Source organism: Vibrio sp. V12_P9A6T4 (assembly GCF_963874835.1).
In the GTDB taxonomy this organism is placed as follows: Bacteria; Pseudomonadota; Gammaproteobacteria; order Enterobacterales; family Vibrionaceae; genus Vibrio; species Vibrio anguillarum.
The window spans coordinates 22074-44003 of record NZ_CAWNJO010000036.1 but is presented as its reverse complement, the minus strand read 5'-3'; the positions used below and the strand labels follow the sequence as shown (position 1 = coordinate 44003).

Here is a 21930-nt window from a genome sequence, read left to right as displayed (position 1 = left end):
GAGAACATTATGGCCGATGAAGAGTTAGGCGCGGAAGCCCCCAAAGGGAAGAAAAAACTGCTGATTATCATTATTGCTGCCGTAGTGTTACTGCTTGGTGGTGGTGGTGCAGCTTTCTTTTTGATGAGCGGAGATGAGGGTGAAGCCACGAGTGAGCAAGCCCCCGCAGCGCAGCAAGCTTTGCCAACGGATCCTGTAGCTTACGTTAATATTGCACAGCCGTTTGTGTTTAACGTCACGGGTGATAAGAAAGATCGTTTGGTGCAAATCAAAGTGCAGTTGATGGTGCGAGGTTCAGAAAACGAAAGCCTTGCACGTTACCATTCACCTTTAGTGGAAAGTTCTTTACTGGCCACTTTTGCGTCTGCCACTGTGGAACAGCTTCGTAGCCCTACCGGGCGAATTGAGCTGAGAGATAAGGCGACAGATGATATTAAAGCGGCACTCACTAAAGCGGTTGGGCAACCTGTGATCGAAAAAGTGTTGTTTACCGATTTTGTAATGCAGTAGGTGAGAAGTGACTGATTTATTAAGCCAAGACGAAATTGATGCCCTGCTTCATGGTGTAGACAGTGTTGATGAGGCGGAAGACGATGACGATGTTGCCGATAAGTCGGCGATTAACTTTGACTTCTCTTCGCAAGACCGTATTGTCCGTGGGCGAATGCCTACGCTGGAGCTTATCAACGAACGTTTTGCTCGTCACATGCGTATTAGTTTGTTCAACATGCTGCGTAAAACGGCTGAAGTGTCGATTAACGGCGTACAAATGATGAAGTTTGGTGAATACCAAAATACGCTTTATGTTCCGACCAGCTTGAACATGGTGCGTTTTCGTCCGTTAAAAGGGACAGCGTTGGTCACGATGGAAGCGCGTTTAGTCTTCATTTTGGTGGAAAACTTTTTTGGTGGCGATGGCCGTTTCCACGCTCGAATTGAAGGGCGCGAATTTACGCCAACAGAACGACGTGTCATTCAATTACTGTTAAAAATTGTTTTCGGTGACTACAAAGAAGCTTGGTCACCGGTGATGGGCGTTGAGTTTGAATATTTGGATTCAGAAGTGAACCCAAGTATGGCTAACATCGTCAGCCCAACGGAAGTGATCGTAGTGAGCTCGTTTCATATCGAAGTCGATGGCGGCGGCGGCGATTTCCACGTGGTCATGCCTTATTCGATGGTTGAACCCATCCGTGAGTTACTCGATGCGGGTGTCCAGTCTGATAAAATGGAAACCGATGTGCGTTGGAGTTCTGCACTGCGCGAAGAGATCATGGATGTACCCGTCAATTTCCGAGTCAATTTATTAGAACAAGACATTTCATTGCGTGACTTAATGGATCTACAAGTAGGCGATATCATCCCAATTAAAATGCCAAAAAACGCAACGATGTTTGTTGAAGAGCTGCCAACTTACCGAGTGAAAATGGGCCGCTCTGGTGAAAAAATGGCGGTTCAAGTCTCTGAAAAAATTAAACGCCCTGATGTAGTAAAAACGGATCTCGCCTTTTTAGGCAAAGACATCATGTCTGAATTTGAAGATGATGACGAAGAAGATAACGAAGAATAATAGAGTAGGTAACGAAGATGGAACCAAGTGACGACCAAAGATTGGCAGACGAATGGGCAGCCGCATTAGGGGAAGACCCATCCGCGCCTAGTATTGATGTAGATGAAATTCTGGCCGCGCCTCTTGATGAATTGAAAGACACTTCACCACCGATCACCGAAGATGAGCGCCGCAAACTTGATACGATCATGGACATTCCGGTGACCATTTCGATGGAAGTGGGGCGTTCGAAGATCAGCATTCGTAACTTACTGCAATTGAACCAAGGCTCGGTGGTTGAGCTTGATCGCATCGCGGGTGAGTCATTGGATGTGATGGTGAACGGCACTTTGATTGCTCATGGAGAAGTGGTAGTGGTTAACGATAAATTCGGTATTCGTTTAACCGATGTAATCAGCCAGACTGAGCGTATTAAAAAGCTGCGTTAGCATAACGTCGGCTTACGAAAAAGAAGTATTTGGATGAAAAAACTGATCGGTTTATTGCTCTGTTCAAGCCAAGCGATGGCAGCGCCGAATGATCACTTAGATTTAGCGACCACTTTCGGGTCGCTTTTGTTCGTTATTGCGCTAATTCTCTTTTTGGCTTGGGTGTTAAAACGCATGCGAGTGCCCACGTTCGGTAATCAAAAAGGGCTGAGCATTGTACGCCAACTGCCAGTGGGCACCAAAGAGCGTATCGTTATTGTGCAAGCGGGAGAAGAACAATTTCTCGTCGGAGTCACGTCACAATCTGTCCAATTGATCGCCAAATTAGATGCCCCACTCAAACAGGAGGAGGCTGAGGTCAGTCCGTTTGCCGGTCAACTGACTCAGCTGCTAAAGAAAAATGACAAGAAATAGTCGCACGGCCTCATTGGGTTACCTTGGTCATCTATGGCATCTTTCTATGTTGCTGATGGCTCTATTGTTTACCCCGTTTGCGTTTTCAGAGCAAGAGTTAGCCACGCCAATTCCTTCCAGCGCCGTAGGCGCAGAAACGGTGACAGTAACGGCGATGAATAAAGACAGTGGCGCCTCTAAAACCATAGCCGCTGGTAGCGTCAGTGGTGGTGGCGGTATTCCAGCATTTACCATGACGACCAATTCAGATGGCAGTCAAGATTACTCGATCAATCTACAAATTTTAGCCTTGATGACCATGTTAGGTTTTTTGCCTGCCATGGTCATTTTGATGACTTCCTTTACACGTATCGTGATTGTGATGTCGATCTTGCGCCAGGCAATGGGTCTGCAACAAACGCCGTCAAACCAAGTAATTATCGGCATCGCTATTTTTCTCACTTTTTTCATTATGTCACCAGTCATCAATGCCATTAATGAGCAAGCTGTGCAGCCGTATCTCAATGAGCAGATGACGGCGCGTCAAGCGTTTGATACGGCTCAAGAGCCACTAAAAGCCTTCATGCTGAAACAGACGCGAGTCAAAGATTTAGAAACCTTTGTTGAGATATCGGGCTCTGACGCAACCAATCCTGAAGAGGTCTCGATGGCGGTGCTGATCCCTGCGTTCATCACCTCGGAGCTAAAAACGGCGTTTCAAATCGGCTTTATGCTATTTTTGCCCTTTTTAATCATTGATTTAGTGGTGGCGTCTGTTTTGATGGCGATGGGTATGATGATGCTTTCGCCGATGATCGTCTCGCTGCCTTTTAAACTCATGCTGTTTGTACTAGTGGATGGATGGAACTTGATCCTCTCAACGCTAGCCGGCAGTTTTGCTTTATAGCGGGGGCGCGAATGACTCCTGAAGTCTTTGTTGAGCTGTTTCGAGACGCACTGTGGATGGTGCTTATCATGGTGTGCGCCATCATCATCCCGAGTTTGTTGATTGGCTTAGTGGTCGCCATTTTCCAAGCCGCGACCTCAATTAACGAACAGACGTTGAGCTTTTTACCGCGTCTCATTGTGACGTTACTGGCACTGATGTTCTTTGCCCATTGGATGACGCAGATGTTGATGGAGTATTTCTTCTCTATCGTTGAACGGCTACCACAGGTGCTGTACTAGGAGCTTGAATGGAGTACCCAACAAGCCTCGTTTTAGAGTGGATTGCTAGCTATTTTTGGCCCTACACTCGTATTTCCGCCATGCTGATGGTGATGTCAGTCACTGGTGCCCGCTTTGTTCCGACCCGAGTGCGGCTCTACTTAGGTTTGGCTATTACCTTCGCCATGATGCCCGCGATTCCTGCCGTTTCAGAGACCGTTGAACTACTTTCATTTAAAGGTTTTTTGACCACCTTTGAGCAGATTATTATTGGCGTTGCAATGGGCATGATCACTCAGTTTATAATCCAAACCTTTGTTATGCTTGGTCAAATATTGGGTATGCAAGCCAGCTTAGGTTTTGCTTCAATGGTCGACCCCGTAAACGGGCAGAACACCCCTTTGCTTGGTCAATTGTTTATGTTTTTAGCGACCTTGTTCTTCTTAGCAACCGATGGTCATTTAAAGATGATCCAACTGGTGGTATTCAGTTTCAAAACCTTGCCTATTGGCGATGGAGCATTAACGACCGTGGATTTTCGTGAGCTCGCATTGTGGCTGGGAATTATGTTTAAAGTGGCGCTGAGTATGTCTCTTTCTGGCATCATTGCGCTATTAACCGTCAACTTATCATTTGGTGTGATGACTCGTGCAGCCCCTCAGCTCAACATTTTCTCGTTGGGTTTTGCGTTTGCGCTTTTGGTCGGCTTGTTACTCTGTTGGTATATTTTAGGCGGCCTGTATAGTCACTACGAACTATTCTGGTTAGAAGGCGAGCAACAAATTTGTCGCCTTATCCGTATGAACTGTTAGGAGGCGCGTTTGGCAGAGTCAGACGGTCAAGAACGTACCGAAGACGCCACGCCCAAGCGATTGGACGAGGCGCGAAAAAAAGGTCAGGTCGCTCGTTCAAAAGAGTTAGCGTCCGTTTCGGTACTGGTGGTGGGTGCGATTGCATTGATGTGGTTTGGCGAATCGTTAGCCCGAGCCTTGTACGCTTTGATGGGTCGAATCTTCAACTTAAGCCGAGAAGAAGTGTTTGATCTCGGAAAGTTGTTTGATATTGCGGCTGGTTCTCTTGCGACCCTGATATTGCCACTCTCGCTTATCTTAATCACGTTATTTATTGCTGCATTAATTGGCGCGGCTGGCATTGGTGGAATTAACTTTTCTGTCGAAGCTGCGATGCCAAAGCCCTCCAAAATGAACCCGCTCAGTGGCTTAAAACGTATGTTCGGTTTGCAAAGTTGGGTTGAGTTATTTAAGTCCATTTTAAAAGTATTGCTTGTTTCTGGCGTTGCTTTTTATCTGATCAATGTATCGAAAGAAGATCTATTTCAACTGAGCATGGATGTCTATCCACAAAATATTTTCCATGCGCTCGATATTTTGCTCAACTTCGTGTTGCTGATCAGTTGTTCTTTATTGGTCGTGGTCGCCATCGATATCCCATTCCAAATCTGGCAGCACGCTGACCAATTAAAAATGACCAAGCAAGAAGTAAAAGACGAATACAAAGATACGGAAGGAAAACCTGAGGTTAAAGGCCGAATTCGGATGTTGCAACGTGAAGCGGCCCAGCGGCGGATGATGGCGGAAGTGCCACAAGCGGATGTAATCATCACCAACCCAGAACACTTCTCAGTTGCGCTGCGCTATAAACAAAATACGGATAAAGCACCGATTGTGGTGGCTAAAGGCGTCGATCACATGGCGATGAAAATTCGTGAAGTAGCACGTGCGCATGATATACACATCATCCCCGCACCGCCTTTGGCTCGAGCGCTTTATCACACAACCGATCTTGAGCAGGAGATCCCCGACGGGCTTTTCGTGGCGGTCGCGCAGGTACTGGCTTATGTCTTTCAGCTTAAGCAGTATCGTAAACGCGGTGGCCAAAGACCCAAACTCGATGAGAATAACATGCCGATTCCACCGGATTTACGACATTAATCCTCATCGTTATGCTGGGGCAAAAGCGTTAATGCTGAGGTTAGCGTCAGTTTAAATCACTTATCAGGAATAGAAAGCAGCACCAATACCGCGCCATGCCCGCCAAATTCAAGGGGGGCTTGATGAAATGCCATCACATCAGGATGTTGAGCGAGCCAGAGAGGAACTTTTTGTTTGAGAATGTGTTTACCGATCCCATGTTGGACACAAGCGCAGTGAATATTTTCTTTCACACAATAAGCAACCATCGCCCCGAGTTCTCGTTTCGCTTCTTGCTGTGTCATGCCGTGCATATCCAAAAACACATCCGGCACATAAACGCCACGTCTTAACCGTTTAACTTCATATTTCGACACATCATCACGAGCATAGCGCGTCGGGCCTTCATCGCTGAGTTTTGGTATAAACTCATCGGAAAAATAAAATTCGGTATCGCTGGCTTCCCGCGCAATACGGCGGATTTCTTTTTGTTTGGGGTTTCTGTTTGGCGGCTGGATTATGGTATCCTGTCGCAACTTTTTAACGCCCTTTACTGCATCCCGAAACAAGTCGAAAGCGTCATCGTGTTCGGTCTCTTTTTGGCTCATTGGGTTTGGTCATTTTCTAACAGATCGATATTGGCAGTATTGTAGCGCTTTTCGGAGGCAATTTTGGATAAGATTTTTGTAGAAGAGGCGGTTTCTGAACTTCACACGCTTCAAGATATGATTCGTTGGACGGTCAGCCGTTTTAATGCCGCCAACTTATTTTATGGTCATGGGACCGATAATGCGTGGGATGAAGCCGTTCAGCTAATCCTACCGACACTCTATCTTCCGATTGATGTTCCTCCGCATGTACTGAATTCTCGTTTAACAGGCAGCGAACGTCTGCGTATTGTTGAACGGGTGATTAAGCGCATTAATGAACGTACTCCTATCGCCTATTTAACCAATAAAGCCTGGTTCTGTGGCCTTGAGTTTTATGTGGATGAGCGAGTACTGGTGCCACGTTCACCGATTGGCGAATTGATTGAAGCGCAGTTCCAACCTTGGTTGATCGACGAGCCTGTACGCATTATGGATTTGTGTACTGGCAGCGGTTGCATCGCCATTGCGTGCGCCCACGCGTTCCCTGATGCTGAAGTGGATGCGATTGATATCTCAACCGACGCACTGCAAGTGGCAGAGCAAAATATTCAAGATCACGGTATGGAGCAACAAGTTTTCCCGATCCGTTCCGATCTATTCCGTGATTTGCCAAAAGAGAAATATGACCTAATCGTGTCGAATCCACCGTATGTGGATCAAGAAGATATGAATAGTTTGCCCAAAGAGTTCAAACACGAACCAGAACTCGGCTTAGCCGCCGGTACCGATGGTTTGAAATTGGTGCGTCGTATTTTGGCCAATGCGGCGGGGTACCTCACTGATAACGGTATTTTGATCTGTGAAGTGGGCAATTCGATGGTGCATATGATGAACCAATACGACCACATTCCGTTTACTTGGCTTGAGTTTGAAAATGGTGGGCATGGCGTATTCATGCTGACTCGCCAGCAGTTGGTTGATTGCGCTAGCGACTTTGCGCTTTATATCGACTAATGCCGTATGCATAAGAAAAACGCCAGCCACAGTGCTTGCGTTTTTTTATCCATTAGAAAAATACACATTGCTTTATTTTGGGGCTTTACATCATTTCGTAATAAAGCCACTATGAATCCACGAACAATAGAATGAAGCGGTGATAGGGAGCATGTCGCTCTGTGTCATCAATATTGAGGAAGTAATGGCAGGAAACAGTATCGGACAACATTTTCGGGTGATGACATTCGGAGAAAGTCACGGTATCGCACTAGGATGTATCGTCGACGGATGTCCTCCGGGCTTAGAAATTACAGAAGCTGACTTACAGATAGACCTAGATCGTCGCCGTCCTGGCACATCTCGCTATACAACGCAGCGCCGTGAAGCGGATGAAGTCAAAATTCTTTCTGGTGTATTTGAGGGGAAAACCACAGGTACATCGATTGGTCTATTAATTGAAAATACCGACCAACGTTCAACCGATTATTCAGACATTAAAGACAAGTTTCGCCCCGGTCATGCCGATTATACCTACCATCAAAAATATGGCATTCGCGACTATCGTGGTGGTGGTCGTTCATCAGCACGTGAGACAGCGATGCGAGTGGCAGCGGGAGCCATTGCGAAGAAATATCTCAAACAAGAATTTGGGGTTGAAATTCGCGCTTACTTGTCACAAATGGGTGATGTTTGTATCGATAAAGTGGATTGGAATGAAATTGAGAATAACGCCTTTTTCTGTCCAGATGCAGACAAAGTTGCGGCATTCGACCAACTGATCCGTGATTTGAAAAAAGAAGGTGATTCGATCGGTGCAAAGATTCAAGTTGTCGCGACAAACCTGCCTGTTGGTTTAGGTGAGCCGGTATTTGATCGTCTAGATGCGGATATTGCGCACGCTTTGATGAGCATTAATGCAGTGAAAGGGGTAGAGATTGGTGACGGTTTTGATGTCGTGCAGCAAAAAGGCAGCCAGCATCGAGATCCTCTAACACCGAACGGCTTTCGCTCAAATCATGCCGGCGGTATTTTAGGCGGTATTTCGACTGGGCAAGATATTGTTGCCAGTATTGCGCTTAAACCCACGTCAAGTATTACAGTACCTGGCGATACCATTACTCGCACGGGTGAACCCACACAACTTATCACGAAAGGTCGCCATGATCCTTGCGTTGGTATTCGCGCTGTACCCATTGCCGAAGCAATGCTGGCGATTGTGTTGATGGACCACTTACTTCGTCATCGCGGGCAGAATTTTGCGGTTCAAACCGAAACGCCTAAAATCTAATCCAGCATGACCGAATTAAGATGAAAAGCGCCCTTTTTGTTAGGGCGCTTTTGTTTTAAGCCATTTTCTGTTTAGCCAATTTCCGCGGCTGAATGAATTTTTTATCGAAACAAGTCAGCTAACTAACTAAATATCTAACATCGGATTGTGGCTAATGAATCTGATTTTCAGCATCAAGCTGGAAAGAAGGCAAACGCCATTTAAAACGCACTGCCGCCATACGCAATAAATAACCTGCAATAAGCGTTACTATCGTGCTGGTGACATCATTGATGCCGAATGCGAGCAAGGTTAAATAAAGCCCTGAAGCGACTAATGAAACCGAAGCGTAGAGCTCTTCATGCAGTACCAATGGCGTTTGTCTGCAGATTAAATCGCGTAATAACCCACCAAACACCCCAGTGACCAACGCAGAAACCATACAAATGCCGGGATGCAAACCCATGCCCATTGCGACTTTTGTGCCTATGATACTGAACACAATTAGTCCCAATGCATCTAAACGAATGAACAACCCTTTGAGTTTGATTACCCATTTAGCTAAGCCTGTGGTGAGAACGCCTGCGATACAGGTAATGGCTAAAAACTCCGGATTCTTCACCCAACCTAGCGGATAATGGCCGAGTAAAATATCCCTCACCGTACCGCCTCCAATCGCAGTGGCACTCGCTACTAACATCACACCGAACCAATCCATTTTTCGACGGCCTGCACTCAATGCGCCAGTCATCGCTTCGGCAGTAATACCAATAATATATAAAACACTGAGCAACATAATGCGGTACTCCGACAGCACTTCCTTGGGTATATAAGAACCGAGAAAGCGGTTGAACTTAAAAATGGAGGCGCAAGTGTAGTAGTAAAGTCAGGCGATGGCGAATGAGATTTTATGCCAAGAAACCGTTTGACCGATTAATAAAACTAATGAAGTGGGGTGATTGAATGGCTTTACCTGACTACAGAAAAATAAGAGAATGCGTTGAGAAATTTTTGCCTGCATGACTGAGCGATGACACATCAATACCAAGACTTGATCTCCCTGTTCAATGACACTTTTTTTGAGCCATTCAATACGCGTTTAGAGCTCGGTGGTGATGAGCCGATTTACTTGCCTGCTGATGCACAAATCAATCATCACCGCATCATTTTCGCACGAGGCTTCTTTGCCTCGGCACTGCATGAAATCGCGCATTGGTGCGTCGCCGGCCCTGAACGGCGATTGATGGAAGATTTTGGCTATTGGTATCAACCAGACGGGCGAACCGCGCAAGTTCAAGCCGAATTTGAAAAAGTAGAGGTTCGCCCTCAAGCGTATGAGTGGATTTTATCGGTCAGTGCTGGCTTTCCTTTTACTGTGAGTTGTGACAACCTACACGGCGATTTTGAACCAGACCGTATCGCCTTTATGACTCAGGTACATCGTGAGGTAGTCGCTATCTTACAGGTTGGGCTTCCACCCCGAGTGAAGATGCTGTCAGATGCATTACGTGCTTTTTATGGTACGACAGAATTAAGGCTAGAGCACTTTATTATCAGGTAACTAGCTAAATAATAAGAGAAAATGAGAGTTGTATGATTATTGGATTTGAAGAAAAACTGCTGGAAATGATTGATGCACGTATTGCGACGGCATCGGACGATGAATTGTTTGCGGGTGGTTATTTGCGAGGTCATATTTCTTTGTCTGCAGCCGCGTGTGAAGATGAAGGAATTGACGATCTATCTCTGTTTAAAGCACGAATTGAGCAAAGCCTAGAGCAAGCGCGCACAGAGCTTACGCCTGCAGACCGTGTGATTGTGTTCGATTTATGGACCGAGCTTCACAACCAAGCTTAAGGTGACCACACTTAACTCATTCGAATTCTTTGAATGAGTCCGTAAAATTTTTATGGTTGTTGTTAATTTGTGCGATCGCTATGCTTAAGCCATATTCGAACACACAAGGGCAACACCATGAAAGTCATCGCATTTGGAGCATCAAACAGCTCAACTTCAATCAATAAAGCATTGGCCACTTACACCGCTCACCTCATCGAAGGTGCAGACGTGGTGGTGCTTGATATTAACAACTATACCGTTCCTATGTTTAGCGAAGATCTTGAAAAAGAGCTTGGTCAAGCCGAAGGCGCTCAAGCTTTTCTGCGTGATCTTGCTCAAGCGGATGCGTTTGTTATCTCTTTTGCTGAGCATAATGGTCACTACCCAGCGGCGTACAAAAATTTATTTGACTGGGCAACACGCATTGACCGTGAACTATTCAAAGGTAAACCTGCTGTTTACCTAGCCAGCTCTCCTGGTCCTGGTGGCGCGCAATCGGTTTTGGCGGCGGCAAATAATTCTGCTCCTTATTTTGGTGGTAATGTAAAAGCGTCTGTCTCGGTACCGAGTTTTTATGACAATTTTGACTTGGCTACGGGTCAAGTGGCTAACCCAGAAGTGGCGGCACAATTGAAAGACGCGGTTGCGAAGCTCGTATAGCTTTCGTGTCTCGTTTTAAGTTCGTCTCACGTTAAGTTTCACGGCTTTTCGCGTGAAAAAGTGAGCATTAAAAAAGCCTTGCTGGATAAGTAAGGCTTTTTTCTATGACGGGTTTTATCGAGGAGTACGTTCGGTGATGGCTTTGCCTTTTTTGAGTTTTCTCACCCACATTCGACTTGGATGAAGCGTTTCGAGAACATCAACAGCAAGCGGAAGTGGATCGCCACTCATTTGTGAAGCCAGCAACTCAGCCATTAATGGCGCAGAACTTAGTCCTCGCGATCCTAGCCCGAGCATGCAGTACAAATGAGGATAGTGAGCCACAGATGGAGTCTGTTGCGGATCTTGTGACGGTAACGGCTGGTAGTCGATCTTGATCTGTTCAAAGTTGCCCACATTCCCGACAAACGGCAAATGATCGCGGCTGACACAGCGAATGCCTTGGCGAGATTGATTGCTAGATGTATCGACTTGCTGTGTCCAGTTTTTCTCGTTAATACAACGGGTTAAGCGTTGTCCATTCTCTTGCTGCGCCGCCGCATCGAATGCTTGGTTGATTTGACTTCGGTCATAGCTTGCGCCAATGCAGTGCTGTTGAGTGTTGGGGTTGTGCGGTGTTATATAGCCGTCGTAACACAACACGCTGCTCAGCTTTTGCAATGTTTTTGAGGTTGGAATATGGCTTACTTGTCCTTTCACTTTGCCAAGTGGCAACGCTTGTGTTTGCTCGAAATGGTCAAATTGATGACCGTTTGCAATGACCACACACTGATGGTGCTTTTCGCTACCATTAACACTTAATGTCCACTGCCGCTGTATTTCATCCCAGCGCAAAGACTCCACCTCGTGATTGAAATAGGCGTTGAATCGCTCACTTTGGCTTAATTGGTCAAACAGGCCTTGTGTCAGTTGAGCAGGGCAAAGCCATCCTCCGAGTGGGTAATGTAAGCTGACCATGTCAGTCGGTAAGCCGACGTTTTGTAACGTTGCTTGTTGATCGCAGTAGTGCATTAGCTGAGGGTTAAATTTCCCTTCAAGCATCGCCATCTGTTTTTGGGTCGATTTTTCATCCCACATCAATTGGGTCACACCACACCAATCATGATCAAAAGGGACGGTTTGCGCCATTTGCTCAACAAATTGCCGAGCAAACAGAAAAGCGGGCGCAAAAACACGCGATACACCACTGTGGTTTTTATTCAGCAGTGGGTAAACCGCACCTTGTCGGTTACCTGAAGCACCTTGAGCGGCCTGAGGATCGGCGCAATACAGGCTGACATTGATACCGCGGCGATTGAGCATTTTAGCTAATGTGGCACTAGCAATGCCGCCGCCGATGATCGCCACGTCGGTAATATTGGTTGTCGGCGCAATCGCAAACCAAGGTTTTATATTGCTGTACGGCGTTTTGTGTTCCAGTTGACCAGCAATCATCTCTCTTTTGGTGCCAAAGCCTTTCACTTTTTTCATCGAAAAGCCTGCTTCTATCAATCCGCGTCGTACAAAACCTGCGGCGGTAAAAGTGGCGCACGTGGCTTTGTGTTTCGCCAGTTTGGCCATATTCTCAAACAGCGTTTGATTCCACATTTCAGGGTTTTTACTGGGAGCAAAACCATCCAAAAACCATGCGTCTACCACGCCTTGCTCGGTTGTGGGAACTTGCGGCATACACTCTTTGATATCACCGAACCAAAGATCAAGGGTAATGGCGCCATCATCAAGAACAATGCGATGACATTCTGGTACTGCAATCGGGTAGTGTTGTTGAAGCTTTTTCGCATAAGTCGCTAATTCAGGCCACGCTTGGTGCGCTGTTATCAAGTCGTGTTTATTGAGCGGATATTTTTCAAAACTGATAAAATGCAGCGCTTGCAATGGCGCATTTGGGTTTTGTTGCCTAAACGCATCAAATTCTTGCCATACAGCGAGAAAATTTAACCCAGTGCCAAACCCCGTTTCGGCAATGACGAATCGTTTTTGGTCATATTGGTGCCATCTTTGTGGTATATGATTTTGGGAAAGAAACACGTAACGCGTCTCTTCTAGGCCGTTAACGTTGGAAAAGTAAACGTCATCGAATTGGTCGGAAACGGGTGTGCCCGCTTCATTCCAACCCAGTGTTGCGTTGGTTATGCTGGTCATAATGGTGTAATTCTGTGAAATCGGGCGATATATAGCTCGAGATTGTACGAATTTCTGGGAAAGCTGACCACTTTTGTTATTCTTCTTAGTTATTATCTAAGCGAATTTTGAATTATAGGAATGTCACATGAAACGAGTCGTAATCACCGGTATGGGTATTGTTTCAAGTATCGGTAACAACGTCGAAGAAGTTTTAGCGTCTCTAAAAGCAGGCAAATCAGGTATTACCGCTTCTGAGCAGTTCAAAGAGAACGGTTTACGCTCTCAAGTGTGGGGTAGCCTGAAAATGAACCCTGCTGACCATATTGATCGCAAACAGATGCGTTTTATGGGTGATGCGGCCGCGTTTGCATACCTATCAATGGAACAAGCGATTGCCGATTCAGGTTTAGCACCAGAGCAGGTCTCTAATGACCGCACTGGTATTGTGGCTGGTTCTGGCGGTGCGTCGTCGTATAACCAAGTTATTGCTGTCGACACATTGCGCACAAAAGGCGTGAAGCGCGTTGGTCCTTACATGGTTCCACGTACTATGTCTTCGACTGTTTCAGCCTGTCTTGCTACGCCATTTAAAATCCGTGGCGTCAACTACACCATGAGCTCCGCTTGTGCGACGTCGGCTCACTGTATTGGTCACGCAATGGAACTTATCCAATTGGGTAAGCAAGATGTTGTGTTTGCAGGTGGTGGTGAAGAGCTCGATTGGTCTTTAACTATGATGTTTGATGCAATGGGTGCGCTGTCAACTAAGTACAACGAAACACCAGAAAAAGCGTCACGTACTTACGATGCTGACCGCGATGGTTTCGTGATTTCAGGCGGCGGCGGCATGGTTGTGGTTGAAGAGCTTGAGCATGCACTGGCTCGCGGCGCAAAAATTTACGGTGAAATCGTCGGTTACGGTGCGACATCCGATGGCTACGACATGGTGGCTCCATCAGGTGAAGGCGCTGTGCGTTGCATGAAGATGGCAATGCAAGCGGTAGATAGTGTGGATTATGTCAATACACATGGTACTTCCACACCTGTCGGTGATGTAAAAGAGTTGGGTGCCATTCAAGAAGTGTTCGCTGGCAACAGCCCTGCTATCTCGGCAACAAAAGCAATGACTGGCCACGCATTGGGTGCGGCAGGTGTGCATGAAGCCATCTACTCTACCTTGATGCTTCACCACGGCTTTATCGCGCCAAGCATCAACATTGACAATTTAGATCCAGCGGCTGATGGCCTTGATATTGTGACCGAAATGCGCGAGCAAGAGCTAACCAGTGTGATGTCTAACAGTTTTGGTTTTGGCGGTACGAACGCGACGCTAGTGATCAAAAAGTATCAAGGCTAATGCGCCTACACACCTCTAATAAAAAGGTTTCCAGAGCGGGTCAGCTTAGCTGATCGAACAGACGCAGACTCTGTCCCATGGAGAGCGGGACGGGATCCTTTTGTTCTGGGTTTTTGCCCGGTTTCCGTGAGGAGCCGGGCATTTTTATGGAAAGCGGGATTTCTTCTCGACAGTCTGTGCGCTTTTCTGCACAATTCCTTCAATTTCGAAAATTGTGAACTCCGCTATGAAAATCCTTATTGATGAAAACATGCCTTATGCTGAATCGTTATTTAGCCAGCTTGGTGAGGTGGTGTTGAAACCCGGTAGAAGCTTAACGGCTGATGATCTTATCGACGTTGACGCCTTGATGATTCGTTCTGTTACGAAAGTAAATCAAGCATTATTAGCGAAAGCCAATAAATTAAAGTTTGTTGGTACGGCGACGGCAGGTATGGACCACGTTGATCAAGCGCTTTTGGCTGAAAGAGGCATCTTTTTTACTGCCGCACCGGGGTGTAATAAGGTGGGAGTGGCTGAGTATGTTTTCAGTGTATTGATGGTGCTAGCGCAGCAGCATGGTTTTTCTGCCTTAGAGAAAACCGTTGGCATTATTGGTGCTGGTCAAGTCGGCAGCTATTTAGCCGAGTGTTTAGCGGGGATTGGCATTAATGTGCTGCTCAACGATCCCCCAAAACAAGCACAAGGTGATTGCCGCGAGTTTACTCATCTTGATGTTTTACTTGATAAAGCGGATGTCATTACGCTGCATACACCCATTACTAAAAGTGGTGAATGGCCGACTCATCACTTGATTGATGAAGTTCGACTTGCCCAGTTGCGCAGTGATCAGATCTTGATCAACGCGGCTCGTGGCCCTGTGGTGGATAACCAAGCGCTGAAACAACGCCTACAGAAAAATGATGGTTTTATTGCCGCTTTAGACGTGTTTGAATTTGAACCTGAAGTGGATATGGAACTGCTGCCTTTGCTCGCCTTTGCGACGCCGCATGTGGCTGGCTATGGGTTAGAAGGTAAAGCCCGAGGCACGACCATGATTTTCAATAGTTTTTGTGAGTATCTTGGCGATGACCATTGCGCGAATGCCAGTAGTTTATTACCCGAGACTCCCATTGCCAAAGTGTATTTATCACGCGGTTGGGATGAGGAAACATTACACAGTTTAACCCAATTGATTTATGACGTACGCAAAGATGACGCCTTGTTTCGCCGTGAAATTGGCAAACCAGGTGCTTTTGATCAAATGCGTAAACTTTATTGGGATAGAAGAGAATATAGCGCGATGACTGTCGTCGGTAGTGAGTCGTGTGATCTCACTCCCTTAGCTAAATTAGGTTTTAAAACAGAGGTAACAAATGAGCCAAGAATTTAATATCGCTATTTTAGGAGCAACCGGCGCGGTTGGTGAAACCATGCTTGAAGTGCTCAAAGATCGCAAATTCCCCGTTGGTGAACTTTACCTACTTGCCAGTGAGCGTAGTGAAGGTAAATTCTACCGCTTCAATGGTAAGACCATACAAGTACAAAATGTTGAAGATTTCGATTGGTCACAAGTTCAGATTGCACTGTTTTCCGCTGGTGGTGAATTGTCCGCAAAATGGGCACCTATTGCCACAGAAGAAGGCGTGGTAGTCATCGATAACACCTCACATTTCCGCTATGAGTACGATATCCCACTTGTTGTGCCTGAAGTGAACCCTGAAGCGATTGCGGATTTCCGTAACCGCAATATTATTGCGAACCCAAACTGCTCAACCATCCAAATGTTGGTGGCGTTAAAGCCGATTCACGACGCTGTGGGTATCGAGCGAATTAACGTATCAACTTATCAGTCCGTTTCAGGAGCTGGGAAGTCAGGCATTGATGAGTTGGCGGGACAAACCGCAAGGCTGTTAAACGGTGTTTCGGCCGATCCTGATGTGTTTAGCCAGCAAATTGCGTTTAACTGCATCCCACAAATCGACCAGTTTATGGATAATGGCTACACCAAGGAAGAGATGAAAATGGTGTGGGAAACGCAAAAAATATTCAATGACTCAACCATTATGGTCAACCCAACTTGTGTACGCGTGCCAGTTTTTTACGGCCATGCTGAGTCACTGCATATTGAAACACGCTTACCGATTGATGCTGAGCAAGTTATTGAGTTATTAGAGAAAACTGAAGGTATTGAAGTATTCAGCGGGAATGATTTCCCCACGCAAGTTCGCGATGCGGGAGGGAAGGATACGGTTCTTGTAGGGCGTATTCGCAACGATATCAGTCACCACAGTGGCATTAACATGTGGGTAGTGGCAGATAACGTGAGAAAAGGCGCTGCAACAAATGCGGTACAAATTGCGGAAGTGTTGATTCGAGATTATTTCTAATTAATACCTAGTAAAAAGGAGTGGCTTACCACTCCTTTCTCTCTACACAAAAAAGCCGAGTGATTGATTCACCCGGCTTTTTTATTATCGTCCAGCTCAAGGCTGAGAATGATGGCTATCTTTTTGACTTGTGCGCGTTAGGGTTCTGCTTGCAACTGCCGTCGGCACATTTACCATATAGATAAAGGCTGTGATTGGTGAGCTGTACATTATATTGCTCGGCAATCTCTCTTTGGCGTTGTTCGATCACCTCATCTGAAAACTCAATCACTTCACCACAATCTAAGCACACTAAGTGGTCGTGGTGGTGTTGTGTTGAAAGTTCAAAAACGGATTTTCCACCTTCAAAATGGTGACGAGTGACAATACCCGCATCATCAAATTGGTTTAATACTCGATAAACAGTCGCAAGACCGATTTCTTCACCAAGATCAATCAATTTCTTATACAGTTCTTCAGCGCTGATATGTTGGCATTCAGGCTGCTGTAGCACTTCTAAAATTTTTAGCCTAGGAAGGGTAACTTTAAGACCTGCATCCTTGAGCGCTTGGTTATTATCTGACATACACTTTCCTGTTGATGATCTGCAGCAGTTAACAGAATTCATAATTGCGATCATTATAGGGGAGTCACTGCTAACAATAAACCACGAAGTTCAAAGGGTTACTTTATATTTGTCACAAAGCCGCGCAATATCACTGATATAACAGCTCTTACCAGTTACAATTGCGTAACATTTATTAGTGATTGAGTCGATAGGTTTAAAAGGTGAGCACGGAATGAATCACTCTTTAGCAAGATTTTATAAGCCAAATATTGTTAAGTGGGCGTTAAATAGCTGGCCTCCTTTTTGGGGCGCTGGTATCCACATTGATGAAATTAGTAGCGACTTCCGTCAGGTGAAAATGCGCCTAAAGCTGCGGTGGTGGAACAAAAATGCCAATCGCACTCAATATGGTGGCAGCATTTTCTCTCTCACGGACCCTGTTTACTCTTTGATGTTAATGGGGATTTTGGGTGAGCAATATTATGTATGGGACAAAGAGGCCAGCATCAACTTTATCAAACCGGGCCATTCTGATTTGTATGCGGAGTTTCTGATAACGCAAGACCAACTGGATTCAATCTTAGTGAGCACGGCCAATGGGGATAAATGCTTTCCGGAATTTGTTATCCATGTTAAGGATGCCAAAGGCGAAGTGGTCTCTGAAGTGCAACGTAAATTGTACGTGCGCAAAAAACCTAAATACAGAGAAGAGAGTGATGCAGACAAAATGGTTACTTTTTGTGACCGCTAAGGCTGTTCATTCTGCATTTGGCACAGCTCAATCCAAGCTTCGGCGGTGCGAGAAACGTACCGTTCCGCGTGCCATATTAATCCTAAGTGCCAATCAATACTGGGTGTCATAGGTTTGACTAAGACGCCTTCTCCTTGAATTCGTCGACAAAGTGGTTCGGGTAGAAAGGCAACGCCTACGCCACTTTTGACCAACGCGACTAAAAAATCCCATTGGCTACTGCGCGCTGCAACTTGTGGTGTAAATCCGTGTTGTAGGCAGAATGAGTGGATGTAGTCACTCAGCGTAAAATCATGGGTATAGAGGTAAAATGGCTCATTTTGTAGTTGCTCCCAACCGATGGCTTCTTGCTGCTTCCAAGGAGATGAATCGGGGAGTACGGCGCAAATGGGGTAACTGTCTAAGGAGAGTGACCGCAGATTATCAATCGGATGAGGAGAAAGCATGGTGACGGCCACGTCAATTTCGCCATTGAGAATAGCTTGCTCTATTTTACGTCCGCCATACTCAACGATGGTGAGCTCTACATGAGGGTAGGTTTGACGGTATTGGCGGATCAGACCTGCGTAAAGGTGTCCAACCATTGGTGGAATTCCGAGATGCAGTTGTCCCCGCTTTACCTGATTGAGATCGACCAGCTCGGCTTCTAACTGAGACATCTGCGCTAAGATCTCTAGCGCTCTTTGATAGACAACTTCTCCTGCATCGGTAAGCCAGAAACGTCGACCTTCACGATGTAATAGTGGCTGTTCAATTTCCTGCTCTAAACTGCGGATCATCTTACTGATGGTGGGCTGGGTAACGAACAGTTGCTCGGATGCGCGGGTAAAGCTTTGTTGATTGACCAATTCAACAAAATAGCGCAGTGCTTTAATATCCATAATATCTCCTTTTATCATTCCATTTTGGCATGAAAATGATAATAAAAAGTCATTTTACGATGGTTTTATGGCTTAATATAATGTGACTAATTTCACAAAACGGCATTAGTCTCATCATGCAAAGAATAAGAAACAGCCAAAGAGTAAAAAACAATCTGCAAACAGTGGTACAAGTTGTTGCGCTATCAATGATCTGGTTTTTGGCGGATTTTCTAGTCAGCACTTTTCATATTCCTTTACCAGCAAATTTAACGGGCATGCTATTGCTGTTAACTTTAGTGATTATGCGAGTTGTAAAAGTTGATTGGCTGCGCAAGGGAGCAACTTGGTTATTGGCGGAAATGCTGTTGTTCTTTGTACCAGCGGTCATTGCGGTCGTTAACTATCAAGAGTTAATGCAACAGCAAGGGTTACGAATTATGGCGGTACTTGTCATCAGTACCATCATGGTCATTGCTATTACTGCTTGGACCGTTGATAAAATGTATCGTTTAGAGCTGATATTAGCGCGTAGAAAAAGCAACCGGGCAATACGCCTAACCAAAGTGGAGCGTTCATCATGAGCTCACTACTTACCTCAACGCTGCTTGGTGTATTTTGCTTGCTGCTAACCTTGGCTTTTTACTATGGCAGCAAGTGCCTTTATCAACGTAAACGTTCTATTTTCTTAATGCCGCTGCTATTGGCCCCTATATTGTTAGTGGCTGTTGTGATGATCTTTCACATCCCTTACCAAACCTATATGGCAGAATCTCATTGGTTATTGTGGCTACTTGGTCCGGCGACAGTGGCTTTTGCTATTCCGGTCTATGACAACCGATTGTTGATCAAGCGCCACTGGCTCTCTCTATCCGTGGGAGTGATCGTATCGGTTGTGGTGGCTGTGGGGAGCACGGTTTTGTTGGCTCGTTGGTTTGAATTACCCGATATGCTTCAGCGCAGTTTAGCGATGCGCTCGATTACCACGCCTTTTGCTGTTGAGGCGACGAAGTCAATTGGTGGGCAAAGTGATCTGACTGCTCTGTTTGTGGTACTTACTGGGGTGATAGGCATGGCGGTAGGTGAAGTGGTGTTAGCGTTATTATCCATTCGCTCTGGGCTTGGTAAAGGAGCCAGTCTTGGCGCTTCCGCGCACGGTGCAGGAACGGCAAAAGCGTATCAAATTGGCAATGCTGAAGGGGTAGTGTCGAGTGTGGTGATGATGATTGCGGGTATGGTCACTGTGTTGCTTGCTCCATTTATCGGCCGTCTACTTTGGTAAAGAAAAGAGTGCTGTTGTATACGGGTCAATAAAAAATCCCCTCGCAAGGGGATCTTTTATGTTTAAGAGATTAGCCTTCAAGTTCGGCTAAACACATCTCTTCATAAATCTGCTTAACCCATGTGCTGACGCGCTGTTCAGTCAGCTCTGGTTGACGATCTTCATCGATGCATAAACCAATAAAGTGGCTATTGTCACCCGCAACCAAGGCTTTAGAGGCTTCGAATTCATAACCTTCAGTTGGCCAGTGGCCAATAATCGTTGCACCTTTGCTTTCGATAATGTCACGCACTGTACCCATCGCGTCACAGAAGTATTCAGCGTAGTCTTCTTGATCGCCGCAACCGAAAATAGCAACTAATTTCGTCGAGAAGTCGATCGCTTCTAATTCTGGGAAAAAATCATCCCAATCACACTGCGCTTCACCGTAGTACCAAGTAGGGATACCCAGTAACAATAAGTCAAAATTATCAATGTCTTCTTTGCTGCTTTTCGCAATATCTTGAACGTGAACGAGCTGCTTACCCAGTTGCTTTTGAATCATTTTCGCAACGGCTTCAGTATTACCGGTATCGCTACCAAAGAAGAGGCCTACACTTGCCATAGAATCATTACCTTTAATTTGTCATTTTCTGGCGGATGAGCGTGCTCTTTACCCCAGTCCGGTGCCTTCCCAACTGAGTTGGATAAGTCCTTTAAGGATAAAGCCAGCACAACCTAAAAACAGAACTAGCCATACAATACGGCGCCCAAATGGCGGTACATTACCTTGCTTAAGGACATCTTTTATTGCCATACCGATAAGGAAAAATATAGACGCAAAAAGAAGATCGAGTCCAATCGACTCAAGCATGTTCATGTAGTCGTACAGCATGGGTATCCTTTATGCCAATTTGCTTGAGCGCACTATAACACTGTTATTCGTCAAAGTTAATGCGCGCATTGGTACCTATTTCACACTTGTTGTTTCACAGTAAAGCGACTAGCTGCCAATGAACTTTCTGATCGCTCGTAAAACTTCAACGGGCTTTTCTGCGTGTAGCCAGTGCCCTGTGTTGGCGATGACGTGTGCTTTCGCTTGGCTAAACTGCTGCTGGATCATTTCTTGGTGTTCCGCTAGTAGATAGTCAGAGTTGCTGCCTTTAACCAATAAGGTTGGAACAGAGCTGCAAGGGATTGGTTCCCAGCCTAAAATATTCCAGTAATTTTTTTCAATGGCGGGGACATTAAAACGCCAGCTCATTACACCATCTTCTCGTTTAAATAACGATTTACTGAGAAATTGTCGTACACCTTCTAGCTCAATATGTTGCGCTAAAATGGCCATGACCTCTGCTCGCGAGGTAGGCTGCTGCGCAATAACCGCGTTGAGCCCCGCCAGTACGTTATCATGTTTCCGATGCTGATAGCTAACGGGTGCCATATCTAAAACCACCAGTTTGGCGACTTTGGATGAGGCGATGTCAGCCAGCTTCATGGCAACTTTACCACCCATTGAATGGCCAATCAGCGTGACTGAATCACAAGCTAACTCTTCGAGTAAACTAGCAACATCGAATGCCATACTCGCGTAATCATGTTCCTCACTGTGAAATGATTGACCGTGATTACGCAAGTCAATACTCAATACTTGGTGATCGGCTTTTAGGTCTCTTGCAAGTAAACCTAGGTTGTCTAAATTGCCGAATAAACCATGGATCAAAACAACGGTGTGACCTTCACCTTCGAGTTTGTAATTAAGAAGTGCTGACATTTTATCTTATTAGTGATTGGTTTAACGTAGAGTATCAGTGAAGATC

Annotated in this window: 27 protein-coding genes; 19 read left to right on the top strand and 8 right to left on the bottom strand. The window is 45.8% G+C overall.

All coding sequences use genetic code 11. The annotated features are described in order from the left end of the window. Positions 1-9 precede the first annotated feature (9 nt). From fliL to flhB, 8 genes are read left to right on the top strand one after another with little or no spacing between them, the layout of a single operon-like run. Entirely contained in the window at positions 10-510 is a 501-nt protein-coding gene (fliL, locus tag AACQ42_RS03740; RefSeq protein ID WP_017045735.1) for a flagellar basal body-associated protein FliL, read from the top strand. A gap of 7 nt (positions 511-517) precedes the next feature. Next, complete coding sequence (fliM, locus tag AACQ42_RS03735) at positions 518-1570, top strand: flagellar motor switch protein FliM (protein WP_088729043.1); 1053 nt, start codon at positions 518-520, stop codon at positions 1568-1570. 17 nt (positions 1571-1587) lie between these two features. After that, entirely contained in the window at positions 1588-1998 is a 411-nt protein-coding gene (gene fliN, locus AACQ42_RS03730; protein WP_010318705.1) for a flagellar motor switch protein FliN, read from the top strand. Positions 1999-2031: 33 nt separating this feature from the next. Continuing rightward, the gene (fliO, locus tag AACQ42_RS03725; protein ID WP_013856319.1) at positions 2032-2412 is read left to right on the top strand and encodes a flagellar biosynthetic protein FliO; all 381 of its coding nucleotides are present in this window, start codon (positions 2032-2034) and stop codon (positions 2410-2412) included. Positions 2413-2458: 46 nt separating this feature from the next. Further along, entirely contained in the window at positions 2459-3298 is an 840-nt protein-coding gene (gene fliP, locus AACQ42_RS03720) for a flagellar type III secretion system pore protein FliP (protein ID WP_094165171.1), read from the top strand. Positions 3299-3309: 11 nt separating this feature from the next. After that, complete coding sequence (gene fliQ, locus AACQ42_RS03715; RefSeq protein ID WP_013856321.1) at positions 3310-3579, top strand: flagellar biosynthesis protein FliQ; 270 nt, start codon at positions 3310-3312, stop codon at positions 3577-3579. 8 nt (positions 3580-3587) lie between these two features. Beyond that, complete coding sequence (gene fliR / locus AACQ42_RS03710; RefSeq protein ID WP_094165169.1) at positions 3588-4370, top strand: flagellar biosynthetic protein FliR; 783 nt, start codon at positions 3588-3590, stop codon at positions 4368-4370. A 9-nt stretch (positions 4371-4379) separates the two neighbouring features. Beyond that, positions 4380-5510, top strand: a complete 1131-nt coding sequence (flhB, locus tag AACQ42_RS03705) for a flagellar biosynthesis protein FlhB (protein WP_017045734.1) — start codon at positions 4380-4382, stop codon at positions 5508-5510. 56 nt (positions 5511-5566) lie between these two features. On the opposite strand, the gene smrB is transcribed toward flhB, so the two are convergent. Continuing rightward, the gene (gene smrB, locus AACQ42_RS03700) at positions 5567-6097 is read right to left on the bottom strand and encodes an endonuclease SmrB (RefSeq protein ID WP_013856324.1); all 531 of its coding nucleotides are present in this window, start codon (positions 6095-6097) and stop codon (positions 5567-5569) included. 63 nt (positions 6098-6160) lie between these two features. Between smrB and prmB the strand changes: the two genes are divergently transcribed. Together prmB and aroC are read left to right on the top strand one after the other, a co-directional pair. Beyond that, positions 6161-7093: a 50S ribosomal protein L3 N(5)-glutamine methyltransferase gene (gene prmB, locus AACQ42_RS03695; protein WP_013856325.1), complete on the top strand. Its 933-nt coding sequence runs from the start codon at positions 6161-6163 to the stop codon at positions 7091-7093. Positions 7094-7277: 184 nt separating this feature from the next. Next, the gene (aroC, locus tag AACQ42_RS03690) at positions 7278-8363 is read left to right on the top strand and encodes a chorismate synthase (RefSeq protein WP_026028357.1); all 1086 of its coding nucleotides are present in this window, start codon (positions 7278-7280) and stop codon (positions 8361-8363) included. Between the two features lie 151 nt (positions 8364-8514). On the opposite strand, the gene AACQ42_RS03685 is transcribed toward aroC, so the two are convergent. After that, complete coding sequence (locus AACQ42_RS03685; RefSeq protein WP_094165167.1) at positions 8515-9138, bottom strand: trimeric intracellular cation channel family protein; 624 nt, start codon at positions 9136-9138, stop codon at positions 8515-8517. A 234-nt stretch (positions 9139-9372) separates the two neighbouring features. On the opposite strand from AACQ42_RS03685, the gene AACQ42_RS03680 reads away from it, so the two are divergent. The 3 genes from AACQ42_RS03680 (at position 9373) to AACQ42_RS03670 (ending at position 10841) form a co-directional block, all read left to right on the top strand. Then, positions 9373-9903, top strand: a complete 531-nt coding sequence (locus AACQ42_RS03680) for an elongation factor P hydroxylase (RefSeq protein ID WP_017045732.1) — start codon at positions 9373-9375, stop codon at positions 9901-9903. Positions 9904-9935: 32 nt separating this feature from the next. Then, a complete protein-coding gene (locus AACQ42_RS03675) occupies positions 9936-10199 on the top strand; it encodes a YfcL family protein (protein ID WP_013856329.1) in 264 nt (87 codons plus the stop codon). A gap of 117 nt (positions 10200-10316) precedes the next feature. After that, positions 10317-10841: an NADPH-dependent FMN reductase gene (locus tag AACQ42_RS03670; protein WP_094165165.1), complete on the top strand. Its 525-nt coding sequence runs from the start codon at positions 10317-10319 to the stop codon at positions 10839-10841. A 114-nt stretch (positions 10842-10955) separates the two neighbouring features. Here the strand turns inward: AACQ42_RS03670 and mnmC are convergent, their stop codons facing one another. Further along, on the bottom strand, positions 10956-12983 hold the full coding sequence (gene mnmC, locus AACQ42_RS03665; RefSeq protein WP_094165163.1) for a bifunctional tRNA (5-methylaminomethyl-2-thiouridine)(34)-methyltransferase MnmD/FAD-dependent 5-carboxymethylaminomethyl-2-thiouridine(34) oxidoreductase MnmC: 2028 nt from the start codon (positions 12981-12983) through the stop codon (positions 10956-10958). 127 nt (positions 12984-13110) lie between these two features. Here mnmC and fabB point away from each other — a divergent pair, with 127 nt between their 5' ends. From fabB to AACQ42_RS03650, 3 genes are all read left to right on the top strand, one after another. Beyond that, entirely contained in the window at positions 13111-14322 is a 1212-nt protein-coding gene (gene fabB / locus AACQ42_RS03660) for a beta-ketoacyl-ACP synthase I (RefSeq protein ID WP_017047845.1), read from the top strand. Positions 14323-14548: 226 nt separating this feature from the next. Then, positions 14549-15694 (top strand): 4-phosphoerythronate dehydrogenase, encoded by a 1146-nt coding sequence (locus AACQ42_RS03655; RefSeq protein ID WP_026028062.1) that lies wholly within the window; start codon positions 14549-14551, stop codon positions 15692-15694. Further along, a complete protein-coding gene (locus AACQ42_RS03650; RefSeq protein WP_013856334.1) occupies positions 15678-16691 on the top strand; it encodes an aspartate-semialdehyde dehydrogenase in 1014 nt (337 codons plus the stop codon). Before AACQ42_RS03655 ends, AACQ42_RS03650 begins: the two co-directional genes overlap by 17 nt. 115 nt (positions 16692-16806) lie before the next feature. Here AACQ42_RS03650 and fcrX read toward each other — a convergent pair whose 3' ends face one another. After that, entirely contained in the window at positions 16807-17256 is a 450-nt protein-coding gene (gene fcrX / locus AACQ42_RS03645; RefSeq protein ID WP_010318689.1) for a ferric iron uptake transcriptional regulator FcrX, read from the bottom strand. Between the two features lie 214 nt (positions 17257-17470). Between fcrX and AACQ42_RS03640 the strand changes: the two genes are divergently transcribed. Beyond that, positions 17471-17989: a DUF4442 domain-containing protein gene (locus AACQ42_RS03640; protein ID WP_010318688.1), complete on the top strand. Its 519-nt coding sequence runs from the start codon at positions 17471-17473 to the stop codon at positions 17987-17989. On the opposite strand, the gene AACQ42_RS03635 is transcribed toward AACQ42_RS03640, so the two are convergent. Then, the gene (locus AACQ42_RS03635; protein WP_026028359.1) at positions 17986-18870 is read right to left on the bottom strand and encodes a LysR family transcriptional regulator; all 885 of its coding nucleotides are present in this window, start codon (positions 18868-18870) and stop codon (positions 17986-17988) included. The genes AACQ42_RS03640 and AACQ42_RS03635 overlap by 4 nt on opposite strands. A 116-nt stretch (positions 18871-18986) precedes the next feature. Here AACQ42_RS03635 and AACQ42_RS03630 point away from each other — a divergent pair, with 116 nt between their 5' ends. Then, positions 18987-19433: a CidA/LrgA family protein gene (locus AACQ42_RS03630; RefSeq protein ID WP_013856338.1), complete on the top strand. Its 447-nt coding sequence runs from the start codon at positions 18987-18989 to the stop codon at positions 19431-19433. Continuing rightward, positions 19430-20131, top strand: coding sequence for an LrgB family protein (locus AACQ42_RS03625; protein WP_013856339.1), 702 nt, complete (start codon positions 19430-19432; stop codon positions 20129-20131). The genes AACQ42_RS03630 and AACQ42_RS03625 overlap by 4 nt, the downstream gene beginning before the upstream one ends. 70 nt (positions 20132-20201) lie before the next feature. On the opposite strand, the gene fldA is transcribed toward AACQ42_RS03625, so the two are convergent. The 3 genes from fldA to AACQ42_RS03610 form a co-directional block, all read right to left on the bottom strand. Then, positions 20202-20735 (bottom strand): flavodoxin FldA, encoded by a 534-nt coding sequence (gene fldA, locus AACQ42_RS03620; protein ID WP_013856340.1) that lies wholly within the window; start codon positions 20733-20735, stop codon positions 20202-20204. A 48-nt stretch (positions 20736-20783) separates the two neighbouring features. Next, positions 20784-21005 carry a DUF2788 domain-containing protein gene (locus AACQ42_RS03615; protein ID WP_010318683.1) on the bottom strand — a complete coding sequence of 74 codons (222 nt, stop codon included), beginning with the start codon at positions 21003-21005 and terminating at the stop codon, positions 20784-20786. 108 nt (positions 21006-21113) lie between these two features. Further along, positions 21114-21884: an alpha/beta fold hydrolase gene (locus AACQ42_RS03610; protein WP_017045728.1), complete on the bottom strand. Its 771-nt coding sequence runs from the start codon at positions 21882-21884 to the stop codon at positions 21114-21116. Between the last annotated feature and the right edge of the window lie 46 nt (positions 21885-21930).